The 14,511-nt window shown below is 51.6% G+C and carries 7 protein-coding genes; all 7 read right to left on the reverse strand.

Annotated features, from left to right (window positions below):
- Positions 1 to 7: 7 nt before the first annotated feature.
- The 7 genes from tssA to tssH all read right to left on the reverse strand — a co-directional run bounded on the left by tssA (position 8) and on the right by tssH (position 14,485).
- Complete coding sequence (gene tssA / locus M8Q36_RS02130; protein WP_249879879.1) at positions 8 to 1,609, reverse strand: type VI secretion system protein TssA; 1,602 nt, start codon at positions 1,607 to 1,609, stop codon at positions 8 to 10.
- Positions 1,609 to 5,085, reverse strand: a complete 3,477-nt coding sequence (locus tag M8Q36_RS02135; RefSeq protein ID WP_249879880.1) for an ImcF-related family protein — start codon at positions 5,083 to 5,085, stop codon at positions 1,609 to 1,611. Before M8Q36_RS02135 ends, tssA begins: the two co-directional genes overlap by 1 nt.
- Entirely contained in the window at positions 5,082 to 6,290 is a 1,209-nt protein-coding gene (locus tag M8Q36_RS02140; RefSeq protein ID WP_249879881.1) for a KPHS_23130 family T6SS system protein, read from the reverse strand. Before M8Q36_RS02140 ends, M8Q36_RS02135 begins: the two co-directional genes overlap by 4 nt.
- A 627-nt stretch (positions 6,291 to 6,917) precedes the next feature.
- The gene (locus tag M8Q36_RS02145; protein WP_249879882.1) at positions 6,918 to 7,391 is read right to left on the reverse strand and encodes a hypothetical protein; all 474 of its coding nucleotides are present in this window, start codon (positions 7,389 to 7,391) and stop codon (positions 6,918 to 6,920) included.
- A gap of 3 nt (positions 7,392 to 7,394) precedes the next feature.
- On the reverse strand, positions 7,395 to 9,470 hold the full coding sequence (locus M8Q36_RS02150) for a M23 family metallopeptidase (RefSeq protein WP_249879883.1): 2,076 nt from the start codon (positions 9,468 to 9,470) through the stop codon (positions 7,395 to 7,397).
- Between the two features lie 12 nt (positions 9,471 to 9,482).
- Positions 9,483 to 11,834, reverse strand: coding sequence for a type VI secretion system Vgr family protein (locus M8Q36_RS02155; protein ID WP_249879884.1), 2,352 nt, complete (start codon positions 11,832 to 11,834; stop codon positions 9,483 to 9,485).
- Positions 11,831 to 14,485 (reverse strand): type VI secretion system ATPase TssH, encoded by a 2,655-nt coding sequence (tssH, locus tag M8Q36_RS02160; protein WP_249879886.1) that lies wholly within the window; start codon positions 14,483 to 14,485, stop codon positions 11,831 to 11,833. The genes M8Q36_RS02155 and tssH overlap by 4 nt, the downstream gene beginning before the upstream one ends.
- Positions 14,486 to 14,511: the final 26 nt, after the last annotated feature.

Here is a 14,511-nt window from a genome sequence, read left to right on the forward strand (position 1 = left end):
GTTCTGTTTACCCGCAAAGCACCGCACTGCCTGCCGGATCGAGCGCAATCAGACCTGCCAGAAGTTGCTCCATCTCTGGCTGTAACCGCGATTTATCGGTTTCACTGCGGGCGGCTTTCATGCGCAGCAATTTGAGGCGGCGCGATTTGACTTCGAATAACAGTGCCGGAGTCCACTGCGTGAGGGTGATGGACTGTGCAGCCCCATCGAGTTCCCCCAGCAAATGCAGGGCCAGTTCATTTTTGCCCTTCTGCTCGGCCACGCGAGCCATCAGTAAACGCAGTAACCATTTGTCTTTTATCGAGTCGGTGCCCGGGCGTGTCTGCAGCCATTGAAGTGTGGCATCCAGACCGTCAGTGTCCGCTTTATCCAGCGCTTCCGGCTCGAGTGCAAGGATATCGTTATCCGTCCCACTGACGAAACTGACCGGCTCATCACACCAGCCGGAAATTTCGTCCAGCACACTCTGATTTATCCAGTTCAGTGTTACCTCATCGGCAAATGGCGTCCCGTCATTAAAGGCCAGGATTTCAAGCCCGGTAAGACGGCGCAGCAGCCCTTTCAGGTCGGCGATAATGATGTCGGCCAGCACATCCTGCCCCGATTTCACCAGGGCCTGGTGGATATACCACTGCAAATCCAACCAGAGGTGATTAGCGCCACGCGAGAAAGTGCTGTCCGCCTGCTCCAGAATCTCCAGCCAGCTCTGCTGCAGGTACAGGCGTTTGAGCATGGCCCGCTGATCAGCCCGTGGCGGTTCAATGCGCGTTTTCCCTTCGGCATCCGGAGCCGGAATAGCGCTCAGCGTGTCATGGCGCAGGCTTTTCATCAGCCGATGTGCGGCAAGCCAGCCATCGGGTTGCTCACGCAGGTACCCCGTTAGGGTGCGGGACTGGGCCAGCAAATCCTGACCGGACGTGATGCGGCTCAGCACTGGCGCATCCTGTTCTGTCGTGTGAGATGGCGGCTGCGCGCGTGTCTGACTGCTGGCGTTCTGCGGTACAACCGCATCAACGCCGCCGCCTTTCATCAATCGGGACTCCAGTGCTCTATAAAGCGTATTCAGACCTGGCTGTAACGCTTCCGGCTCCGCCTCCAGGCTGTCGCGGATCAGCAGCAACGCGCCGACAGTGCGCAACGCATCCTCGCGAACCACTTCCGGCCAGAGTGACAGGCTGTCGAGAACACGGGAGCCTGCGAGCCACTCCAGCGCCGGTTTACGGCTTCGCTCGCGCTGCGGATGAAGTTGCGTTCCATAGCGCTGAAGCAATCCCGCCAGCAGCTCAAGCCCTTCGGCAAAGCCGGTTTCCCCGTCCTTATGCAGACGCGCCCAGCAGTAATAGGTGACAATCCGGATATCTTTGGCAGTAGTAGTCAGCAGTTTTTCGGCAAGCGTGCAAATCAGCACGGTATCGATGCCGGAAAGTTTATTGACCTCCTCCCGGATGCGCTGAAAATCATCGTCATATCCTGGGTCTTCTCCAGTCGGACTGGTATCGCTGACCAGAGCAAGCCAGGGTTGCCAGTTTTCCATGCGTGCCTGCGCCTGTTGCCGTAACTGAGTTTCATCAGCCTGGCAGGCGGCAACCAGATTCTGCAGAGTGCTCATTATTCGACTCCATCCATGTCACTGTTTCCGGTGTTGACCATTAGCGCCTGAGCGGTGGCCGCGCTGTCGACACTGAATATCTGCTCCGGCAGCGTGAAACCGCGCAGATCCAGCAGCGCCAGTGGACCTTTTCCGAGTTGTGAGCGCAGCACCCACGGCAGGGTTCGACCGTCCGGGGCGGTAAAGCTCATCATCCACTGACTGTGGTCAAGCTGCTGATGTTTACCCTGGTCCAGCCAGCGAATGAAGCCCCAGCTCCCGCTGTAGTCTCCGAACAGGCGCGCGCCGGCGTTGACAGTAGCCCAGGTCAGCATAGTCCCCGGCTTGTAAGTGTCTCCCGGCCAGCGGAAGCTCTGCCAGTCGGCCATCTGGTTGAAATAGTGCAGCTTTTGTCCATCAATGGTCAGCTGGGTTTCCACCACCTGCGATACAGGACGCGCCTGCAGTTCAAAGCTGATGCCCAGGCTTCCATCAGTAAACAGAATGTCCGACAACTGACTCAGCTGATTAATCGCCCGCAGGAAGGCCGGGTTAAAGCTCAGCCCCTGGCTGTTGACTTTATCCGGTACCCACTGGCTGCCCTCTTTGTGCAGTACACCGCTGAGCTCTGTCGTCAGGAAGCGCTCAATACGTCCGCTGTCCTTGCGCACAAATTCAGCCAGCATCGGCAGAGAGGCATCACTTTTACTCGCCGCAAACGGGAAGCGCCCGTCAAAAGCGGTATGCCAGTTGGCGACAACCGAACGGCTCCATTTGTCGTTGAGGCTTGCCGCCGACGGCTGAAGTACCGTCTCCCAGGCCTGAGTCAATGGCTGCACGAACATCGTACTACCAAAACCGCTCCACTCTTCGCCAAGGCTTGCCGAAATCAGACTGCCGTACTGCTGGGTGTCGGTCAGATCCACGCTTTTGCCCTGGAACACGGTCTGCGCCAGGGTTTGCATCATTTCCTGCGGGTCAGAGGCGCTGGCCACCTGTTGCAGGCGCAGACGCACGCGGGTGATGCGGGTCAGGTAAGTCTGCAGGCTCAGCATGTCATCCGCCGACACCATATTACCGCCCTTGTCTTTGCCCATCAGTGTAAGCAATGGTCCAAAGGATTCATCCAGTGGTCCCTGCTGGCCTGACGCTGACTGGTCAATGGCGGGTTTGTCTTTTTCGCCCACCAGATCTTTGGCCGATCTGATGATGGAGTCCGAAAGAGCTTCATTCTGCTGCCCGGTCTGACCCTGCCAGGCAATGGTATTCATCAGGGCAACCAATGGCGACTGGCGTACATCACTCATCAGGGTCAGTTGGTCAGTGACGTCCGCAATGTTGTTCGCCGGATTAAGTCGCAGGCTATTGAGGAAATTCAGCCAGCTACCGGCAAAGTCGGTGAAGTAACGTTGCGTCAGACGCCCTTTCAGTGCTTCCGCTGACAGAGTTGAGGGTACGTTTTTTCGACTGTCGCTCAGCACCCAGTCGATTTCATCCCGCCGCGAGTTGGCCGCCTTTTCAATGGCCTGCCGAATTTCCCCTTCCCATGCCTGGCGGGTGAACATACCCGGAACCACTTCATCTGTAGTAAACAGACGGCGCGCATCGGTGCTACCAGTCATGTCTTCCAGAGACACATCGGCGAAATTACGACGCACGGATTTGAGCATGTTCTCATAAAGCGTACTTTCAGCGTTGCGGCGGCCAATCTGCTGCAACAGTATCTGCCGGCTCTGGCTGACCAGTTGCGCATCCGGCGTGATTTTCCACTGGGGCTGCTTTGGCAGTTCGGAAATGTAGAAGGCCCATAAATCCGGCGACAGGCTTTGCCACAGGTCGGTTGAGATGCCCATCCGCGTCGGCTGCACGGTTTTCATAGTCTGCGCGTAATACGCGCCATCGGCTTTATCCGGACGGGCCATCATCAGCCACGCTTTCAACTGGTCATAGCCCGGTTTCGCCAGTTGAGCACGCTGGCCGCTGTCGGGAGGAGTGCCTGCCAAAGCGCTGAGTTTCTGCGCCAGGGCGGCATTTGCCGGGTCGCGTATCAGGCGATTGTTCGCCACGCCGTACAAGGGCAGCATCGCGTCGAGCAACTGCTGGTTATGGTTCAGACCAAAGCGCTGATACCATGGCGCACCATCCTGAATACGGTGCTGTAGGCGACCAGCATCATTTCGCAGGGCATGTAGAGCCGTCAGTTGGTAATCCAATACGGAAGGATGCTCCACCAGGGCATGGGCTTGTTCAGCAACAGAGACTATCTGCAGGCGATTTAACGCAAACGACAGCAGCATTCCCGCTCCCCAGATACCGATAAAGGTCATCAGCGCCCAGGCAAACGTCTGTTCCCACGCCAAACCGACTCGGCGACCACGTACTCGGGTGCAGCCGTCAACGATACCCTGCCAGGTAACCGGCAGGGTCAGCGCATGGCGTTGCGATTCTGGGATATATTTCGCGGCAGATGCGGAGCTGGTTGTTCCCTCTAATGGATCAGCGGGTTGATTCTCCGGCAGACTGAACATCAGGCCACGCAGCGGAACGCGCTGCTGGGAACCAGACAACCATGGCACCAGTTGCTGAGCCCAGCGGGCAATACCGCCGTCTTTGAGGTGCTGCCCCAGACGCAGCAGGAAGTCGTGACTGTTGCTCTCAGCGACCTGACTCACCCCCTGCGTCCGCAGGGTCGGCAGCATCAATTCAAGCTGGCGGGTAATATTTTCGGCTTTCGCACGCAGCGGGAAACTGACCCCTACCGTTTGTTCAGTGCGTTTAGTCTGCGACCACTTGCTATCGCACAACTGCCACAGCCAGACCGGTGCGGAAAAACGAAGCAACTCGCCGATTTTTTCCAGTCCGCGTAAATCGTTGTCACTGGTTTGTGGGGTCAGATTAAGCGACTGTGGTATGACGCGAACAATACCGTCCAGTGGGCGTCCAGGACTCAGTTTACGCAGTGCGGTGTATTTTTCCTTATCCGGTTCAGCAGTCAGGCTGCCGCCGTAAATCAGAACGGTACAGTTGCCTTCAAGCCACTGGTTTTCCTGCAGGCCAGGTACCAGTTTTTCGATTGCCGCCTCATCGCCAGTGATTAACAACAGACGGGTTTTACGACGCCAGTAAAGGCCAATACGGGAGCGGAGATGCCCCCGAATCTTGTTACACATGGCCACCGCCGGGTGAACAGGCGCTTTATCATTTTCCCGTTTCTTTTTCTCATCATCACCGCTGGTGTTGTCGACAAGCGCATTAAACTCCTGCTTGCCGGCACTACGTACCGCGGCCAGGAGCATCACTGATACGATAAGGGCACCCCCTGAAATACATCCGCCGGCGATAAGCCAGTAAATTTGCTGCTGACTACCGTCTTCAATCCCGGCTATATCCGGGTGCATCCAGACCATGAACGTCATAACGGCTAACAGCAAAAAGAAAATGAATGCGACAACAAGATAGCGTCCTTCCGTAGTCTTCGGTGCTAAAGGTAGCTTCACGGATCCATCTCCTGTCGGGAAGCAATCGGGGTAATGAGCGTGCTCCACAGCACATTCTGTGTGGTATCACCGCAGATGATCATCTGTGGTGACTGTGTTTGTCGGGCGATTTCAGTGGCGGCAGCGATGGCCAGCCAGGGAGCTGCAGCTCCGGCATGTCCCATGGATGTATCGAGTGAAATGACGCCTTCGTCCTCTACAGACTGCGCAGGATGTGCATTCTGACACACGATCACTTCTGCGCGCTGCTCACCAGTCAGACCGGCAAGCCATAAATTTTTCACGCTATTTTCTTTGAGCGGGACGTTATAAGCAGCCATGTACATCCCCTCGCTCAGTTCACCTGCTGGGGCGGCATCTGGCCGATGCAGCCAAGCGAGAGGTTCGAGTGCATCTTGTGTCAGGCGGTTGCCAAGAAGCAGAGCAACGACTGCTTCAGCAGTATTGTTTGAAACAACCGGATCAATCTGGAGACCAACAATTAATAACATCGCCTCATCTTTAATGCGGTGATCCAGCCAGAGGCTGACGACCTCCGGCCCAGTGCTGTCTACATACTCAACAGCCCAGGTTATGCCACTCTCTAGCCAGGCTTTCTGCCAAATATTTTTAACCGCAGAGAATGAGAGAGATGACGAGATATCAAGAATGACTACCAGCGAGGTATTTTCTGGGAACTGGCCAACTGGCAGATCAGCAATAAGTTCTGAGAACAGACGTAAGGCGACCAATTCAGGGGTATCGTCTGGATCAGTCGTAATACGGCTCAGCCGCTTGCTTTTCTCTTCTTTCCAGTCCGACTGAGCAATGATAATGCTCTGATTATTGAGCATTTCAACGGCAACAGAAGCTTGTTCATCTTCCTGATGGGCAGTAATAAATGTCGTATTCAACACCTGAAGCGCACGGCGTGCCCTACGGGTCTCACTTAAGATCCATTGCTCCCGACGCCGGTCAAAACCATTCGCTTTACTGTCCTGTAATGACCAGGCCCACGCGCGAATACTGAAACTCACAATCCATACAACGACAGGCGAGCCAATGGTAATTAACCCAAAGTGCCTGGTATCAATGTAGCGTCCGAATATACGCATGAAGATCACGCTAATAATCAACATTGCCGCCAGGACAGCAAACCAACGTGATATTTTGGGTGGAACTGGTCGCGGATAACATTCAGGAAGATGCTTAAGGGAATAAAACATAATTATCCAGTCAGCTAATTATGATAAAAATCAGAAAATTAAATATGTAAACGCTAATGTTGCCTTTCAAAAAAGTGAATTCTTCGAATTGAGATTCTTGTAACTATAAGGCTTTCACTTTAGTTTTAGACTTAGACAATTGATATACCTCGCCTATTAAATAGTTACCCCCTACAAATACAAAATGATATTCAAAAGGGTCAATGTTGGTGCCTGTATCACCGATACCTTGAAGGTATTTCGTTCTTTATCACTACTCCCCGCACGCTATTCTTAGAGCCAATAATTATTGCACTACTCTGAAGTTATTGAGAATTTTCCCCAAACATATCAGAGCAGACTCTATCAGAAGATTAAGTACAATATTTTTAAGCAATTTAACGCATTCATCTTTTGCATGGAACCCAGTATCTTCACTTAAATTCCGAGTGGCTACTTCATTCCACACTTCATAATGTCGTATGAAATCCATATCCGTTTTCTGGGGAATACCTTTTACAAAAGAATACACTGAAAAAACTGAGTAAAACGGCGACGCTATCAATATTATCAGCAATTTAACAATCCTCAAGCTAACTCCTTGATGACATAATCATAATTTCTCTCAACCTATTAGCTATGCTAACCCTAAGGGTATCTATTAAATTCCCACGAACTATTTTTCTTACACGCTTCAAAATTCTTATCATCCGCAGGATCAAATCTTGGCCCTACTGGTTTTAGCTTTCCACTTGTAAGATTAAAAAGTAAACCCTGATTGGTTCCGATATAGGCGTAATCCTTTCCTTTTATAAAATCAACGTCAAAGACACCTTCACTCACAACTTTTTCAATCTTTTTGTACCCTTGTTGTAAATCTACTAGAATCACATTTGTATCTTGGGGGTTTCCCTCATTAATTACTTTCGGCTTACCCCAAAGAATTAATTCATCACCACTACAATTAACACTATAGCCATTTATAACAGTGTCAAACGTTAAATTTTTTGTGTGATTGTTAATGTCAATACTTACAGAATCATTTCCATTTAATGTAACGCCTGATGCATATGCATTAAATGAAATAAAAAAACCGGCAATTGTTGCAATACTCAGATTCATTTATTAGTCCATCAATATATGAGAGATTCTAATTGTTTCTTTCCATCTGCGTTCTTCGTCGGTATACGCACCATTAATAGCTTTGGTTACAATTTTAGAATGTTCGTGTGAAACATCCAACTCCACTATTTTCGCATTTATTGGGCGAAATCCAGCGGTGCGAGCACCGGCAATCCAGTACCAAGCACCAGCGTCAATACAGTTATATGGAGAAATTGATAGAAGCTGTGGGTCAGCTATGGCAGGAGCTTTAATTAAATTAACGGGCCTCCACCATCCATTTATAAACCCCTTGTAGTTCATAGGGTATTTTTCTAAGTCAATCCATCCCCTATACCCCCAGTATTTACTGTAGTTTTCGCGGCCTGTAAGCTGTTTCATCCCTCTGCCTCTAAATTTCGGACCATCTCCTGGCTCAATATTTCCAAGTCGCCCATTCAGATAATCAAGATAGCCACCAGGAAGAGGGTTATAGTATCCATTTTTTTCTGAAGAAAAACTTGAATGGGTAGGGTTTCGTGAAAAACTGGCAGCCCCTTCAATCATTAGTGATAACATCCCTGACTCAATTGCACCTTGCCCAAAAAAATGTGATTTTCTTGTTGGAGTTGTTATGAAATATTTTTCAAGGCAGCGATTGATGATTTCTCTATATTTTTCTCTAATATCCTTTGGAGACGTACCTATTTTTTCCAACGCCTTAAGAGGATAGAGGTTATCTGGATAGACTTTTTCTAACTCTTCTGCGGAAAGCCAATTACATTTCCGAAACAATGCAATAAACGATCTGGGGTCAAAATGCCATACCCTATTTTTAGGGACATCTCCACTTATGCATAGAGCTCGAGCATGGTCTAGTAATTTCTCCCATGAGTCTTTATCCAATGGAGGATCAACAGTTTCATTTTTCTCCTGCAACCAACCAAGTCGCTGTTCTAGCGTATTTTGATCCCATTCAAAAGGGAATCTACATATTAATCGGCTTCTGCATTCATCTTTTGAATTTATCACAACATTTGAATTACACTGACTATCTATATCTGAATCATCAGTTACTAAAACCCACCCAATCCAATGAGGAAAATCTGCATCGCTATATTTTTTTACGGATTCTGATGCGATATTTATGAAACCACGCCCGCCAGGATAACTCACCTCAAGCCAATAGTTATTGCTTTTATCAGATAAGGGCTTGCTTTCACAATTTAAAACACGGCCGAATCTGAGCAATTCATACCCTGATGAAATGGAGTCTGGATATCCTTTAAGGGCATATTCATACATATTGTTTTCATTCAAACCACTAGCATCATTAATAGGTTCACCAACGATATCAAACTGACCATCTTCTTTCCCATTCTGCCTGGTGGTTATTGTACGTTTCTCGCCTTTAGTTTCAATTGTTAAAAATAACTCACGGTTATTAGTGTATGTTGGTGTATTTTCTTCAACAACAGTCACACCATCTATACTTTTGCCATTATAGAAAGGGGTTCCTGATGGGATGTAAAAATGAATATCACCAAAACATACATCAACTCTTCCATTTTTTGATGTATCAAGGTGCGGTTGTGATCTCCCTGTGATTTTTTCTATATACTGGTCTTCGCAATATATTTGCATATGTGTAGCATTCACTCCATCGACCATGCCGGTTGTACCTAATGAATCTTTTCGTCCAATATTTTTCCCAACGAAAAGAGCATTCGATATGAAATTCAAATGCATATACATTGAGTAAAACATGACTTTACAATTTTCTCCAGAACCGATTTCAGTTTCATGCTTTATAATAATGCAACCATTGTCTGTGTAACCATTATAATTCAATGGTTCTTTCTTGGTTTTTTCTTTTTCGGCTGGTTCTCTAATGAATACTATAGTTCCATCAGCTATCGCACGTAACATCTCTGGTGGATGACTCGAATCATTATGTTTTATATGCACACCGCCGTGCCATGATTTCTTTCCGTTAATCGGAAATCCACGACTAACATCAACGGGTATCATTTTGCTCACCCATCCATCATCACTTTCATTTTTTGAATGAGGCCTTAAATATGGAGGACTAATAATCATGTTTTAAACCCTCTATGAAAATGTAAACTTGCCAGATGGAGTATTTTGCTCAGGAGTTAAAGCAGGAACAGCTTCTTTATTATTCGCTTTAGCCTTTCGGCCATAATGTCCTGCTTTTGTTCTGTACTCACCCAACGTGGCAGATTCAATAGCATTACCGTCCAAAGTGATGTAACTGCCACCGCCATTCAGGGTCAGCTTTTTCTTCGCAATGATTTTGATTTCATCTTCAGTACTGACGATACTAATTTCCTTACGAGCAAGCAGAGCCATTAGGTCGTTCTGCACCTGTAGCTGCACCGGCCCCTGGTTCGCGATGAGCCTGATCCCCAACTTACGGACAAACACGCTCAGGGCATTGCCAACCCCGATGAACAGATTTTTCACCACGCTGATGTCTGCATTTTTACCAGCCGTGACAATCAGGTTCTGGCCGGCTGACACCTGCAAGTGCTGTCCACTGGTCAAAGCAATACCATCCGGCGCACTGAGCAGTAGCACCGATTTTTTGAGATCCGTCAGTTGCTGTTCCAGCAGTTTGATTTGCGCCTGGAGATCGGCCGGATTCGCGGTCGCCTTCTGCGCGTCATCGGAGATGGATGTCATTTGCTCCCGGGCATCGCCCAGATTGCTGACTGCCGACCGCATCTCCAGTTGCTGGCCTTGTGCTTTCGTCTGGCCATCAGCGCTGATAAACATCCCTTTCTGTGCGCGGATGGCTCCCCAGCGGTCTGTTCTGAGTTCAAAACCCTCTCCGCGTTTCTGTTTCTCGCTATCAACAAGGTGACCGAGATTCAGTTGACTCTTACCGCCGAACTCCGTGCTGACCTTGATGTGCTCTTTCCCGCGCTCATCGTCGAGGCGAATTTTGTTATTTGCCGGTGTGCGCAGAACATTGCGTTTGTAGTTGCGGATAGTGACGTGGTCCGGATGCGCGGAGTCATGCAGCGCACCTGCAATGTACGGTCTGTCCGGGTTACCCCCCTCAAAACCAATTGCTACTTCGGTGCCAGCCAGTAGGGGCAGGTGCAGACCGTAGGTATCCCCGGCATACGGGCGGGCCAGACGTACCCACAAGCTCTCGAACCCAGTTTCCCAGTTATCACGGTCAAACAGCATGTTGACACGGTAGCGACCATCTTTATCGATATGGCTGTAAGTATCATTGTCAGTGGTACTGGTAATGCGTGCCGGCAGCGTACCGGCCATTAGCGGACGATCTCCGGGCTCAGGGCGGAAGCCAAAATCGGTGCTAGCCGGAATGCCGCTAAAGTGGATACAAAAATCTTCATCACGACGAGCATGGCAGTGCATTGCCGTCACGACCACGCCCAAGCTGAATACCTCTGCCACTTCATAGCCCCCGGTGACTTTCAGCACCTGCCCCGGAGAAAGCGTCGGACAACTGGTGATAGCATGGGTCTGTGTCTGTCCATTCAGGTAGCGCTCATGGCGCAGATGGGCATAGAACGTGCCGGACTCCGGTGCCGGGTTGCGGTCATAATTATCGCCGGGCGTCAGATAGTTATCGGCATAATGGTAAGCATCGCCGTAGGTCGTGGAATCCCTGCGGGTCACATCGACTTGTGTGTTCATCTCCTGCGTGGCCTGACGGTAGTTGTAGTCACGGGTACTGACCTGCTTTTGCACTACGTTGTGATGACTCTCCATCCCCCAGACCGAGTCCACGCCTTCCGAATGTTGCCCTGACGGAGGAACCGATGGCAGGGACAGGACTTTCTCATACCCCTGCTGGCTGTCGTAAAACTCCACCACATCAATATTAAGACGGGTATCGGTGGTGAAACGAAACCAGATGCCAACCTCGCCCAGAAGGCGGCTGATAAAGCGCAGGTCGTCCTCACCGTACTGCATCACCTGCTCACGACGTGGGTACTCCTGGCTCAGTGAGAACAGAAAATCCTGCCCACGCATGTTGTGGCGTTCTCGCAGAATTTTTTCGACGATTTGCGGGACGGACATGTCCTGATAGATGGCATTCTGATGCGAGCGATCAAGCAGCGCCAGGCGCGGCTGGAGTGTCACGGCATAGTGGGTTTCATCTTTCGAGGAGCTGAGGCGTTCAAAGCCACTGATCACCCCCTGAATCACCCGCACCGGCTGCTGTATTTTAATACCATAGCCCTGATCAACCGGTGCCTGCAGCGTCAGAGAGCTGGCTTTCATCAGCATCGTCTCTTTGCTGATGGCGTGGTCGGCGCTGGTGAACTCGATGCGGTAACTGAACGGTTTGCTCAAGGCTTCGTCGCCCTCAAAAGCCAGTACGTCGAGCTCAGATTCACATCCTTTCACCGCCAACAGGTGGTGGTTATGACTGAATCTTAACGGAAGGTTAGCACTCATATGTTCACTCCTTGTGGTCGGTCAAATTCCATTCCAACCCCCTCTTCTTCACTCCAGCTAAGGCGTAACGACTGCGGCTTCTGCTTCGCGGCTATATGGGTAAGCAACTGCTGACTCAGCACCGGCAGAATTTGCTGGTTGAGTAAGCTGTCGACGTTTCGCGCTCCGGTATCAGGTAGCAAGCAGGCGGATGTCAGAGCGTCATACAGGCTCTCGTCGATATGTGTGGTCAGGCCGTAATGGCGGTGCAGGCGTTTGCTCACCTGGATGAGTTTCATTTCGACAATGGTGCGCATCGCGGCTGGCGCCAGCGGACGGTAAATCACCGTCTGGAAGCGGGCGAGCAGCGCAGACTGGAAATGGGCGCGCAGGGTCGGGCGCAACAACTCATGCAGATCGCCTTCGCTGGCTTCCGGCTGTTCGTCCAGCAGTTGTGTCAGATTGTCGCTGCCGAGGTTCGAGGTCATCAGAATGACGGTGTTGCGAAAGTCGATTTCGCGGCCTTCGCCGTCGCGCATAAACCCACGGTCGAACACCTGGTAGAACAGGTTCATCACGTCACGGTGGGCTTTCTCCACTTCATCCAGCAGCACCACGCTATATGGGCGCTTACGCACCGCTTCGGTCAGAATGCCGCCCTGACCGTAACCGACGTAGCCCGGAGGCGAACCTTTCAGTTGAGAGACCGTGTGTGGCTCCTGGTATTCGGACAGGTTAATGGTAATCAGCGATCTTTCGCCGCCGTAAAGTACATCGGCGAGCGCCAGCGCCGTTTCGGTTTTCCCCACGCCGCTCGGGCCAACCAGCAGGAACACGCCCTGCGGACCGTTTTCAGAAGTAAGGCCTGTTTTCGCCGCACGCAGGCGTTGCGCGATGGCAGTGAGCGCCACATCCTGCCCGACCACTCGTTTGCCGATTTCATCTTCCAGGTTCAGCAGTTCGGTCTGCTCGTCTTTCATCAGCGAAGAGAGTGGCACACCTGTCCAGTCAGCAATCACGTTAGCAACGGTACGTACATCCACATCAACCGAGAGCAGCGGATTGTTGTGCTGCATGCCGCTCAGTTCCTGTTGCAGCATGTGAGTTTCACTCTGACGGGCGATATCCTGGCGGCTCGCCAGCAGTTGTTCGGTGAGTTTCAGCGCCTGATCGTACCGGGTCTCCAGTTCGTCGAGTTCAGCAGTCAGATGTACGTCTTCCTGCTCAATCGCCGTCAGGCGTTCACCGAGGTTCTGATTCCCGATGGCGATGTCTTCCAGTAGCGCCTGCTTCTCCATTTCCAGCGCTGTAATTTGCGAGCGGAGGTGAATCAGTTGTTCCGGCACAGTGTCGAGGCTCATGCGTACGCGGGCGCTAGCGGTATCGAGCAGGTCAACGGCTTTGTCCGGCAGTTGACGACCCGTCAGATAGCGACGCGACAACGTGACGGCGGCGCGCACGGCATCGTCAGTGATATGCACGTTATGGTGTTCGGCGTAGCGGGATTTCAGGCCGCGCAACATCAGACAGGCCGTGTCGTCGTCCGGTTCGTCCACTTTTACCATCTGGAAACGGCGTTCCAGTGCGGCATCGCGCTCGAAGTATTGTTTGTATTCAGACCAGGTAGTGGCGGCGATAGTACGCAATTCGCCACGCGCCAGTGCCGGCTTCAGCAGGTTGGCCGCATCCGCGCCACCCGCCTGGTTGCCTGCGCCAATGATGGTATGTGCCTCGTCGATAAACAGCAGAATTGGCACCGGCGACTGCTGCACGGCGTCGATAACATTTTTCAGGCGCTGTTCAAATTCGCCCTTCACGCCTGCGCCCGCCTGCAACAACCCAAGATCGAGGGAACGCAAAACGACAGGTTTGAGCGATTCAGGCACGTTGCCTTCGGCAATGCGCAGCGCGAGGCCTTCGACCAGTGCAGTTTTTCCGACTCCGGGCTCGCCGACCAGAATCGGGTTGTTTTTACGACGTCGGGAGAGGATATCCACCATCTGGCGGATTTCAGTATCACGACCAAACACCGGGTCGATTTTGCCCGCTTTCGCTTTGGCGGTGACATCAAGGGTGAATTTATCCAGCGCGTTCTGCAACGCCGCGCTCAGTTCACCTTCTTTTGCTTCTGCGCCGACAGGACGCCCGACAAACTCCACATCGCCGCCATGGATCTGGGCCAGTTCTGCTTCCTGCTGCACTTCCGGGCGTTCGTCAGACTGTGCATCCAGCAGCGGGTGCAAACGCACAAGCTGGTTCTGGCCCAGCGTTAGCAGGGGCCACAGACCATCGCAATGAATCAGCGTCGGGCTTTCAACCAGCGCAATCAGCAGGTGCAGGCTGCGGATTTTTTCTGCACCCTGCAACGATGCTATTATCCATGCCTGTTTCAGCAACGCGTTGAGAGAGTTCGCCAGCTGTGGCCGGCTGCGTACCGAGCGCGGAAGCCTGTCCAGCCAGCCCAGCAGCGCCTGCCACATGCTGTCCATATCCCACTCGTAGCGACGCGCCAGTACTGTGAGATCACCTTCGCCCTGCTCCAGCAGTTTCAGCAACCAGTGTTCCGGCAAAATTTCCGCATGGGCGCGGGTCTGACACAGGGAGGCCGCCCCTTCCAGCGCACGGGCACAGTAAGGATTAAGGCGACGTAACAGGGCGGCTGAGTTTTCCATTTTTTCTCTCTTAGGTTGTGCCGGGT

It is taken from the genome of Kosakonia sp. R1.Fl, assembly GCF_023516815.1.
Taxonomy (GTDB): Bacteria; Pseudomonadota; Gammaproteobacteria; order Enterobacterales; family Enterobacteriaceae; genus Kosakonia.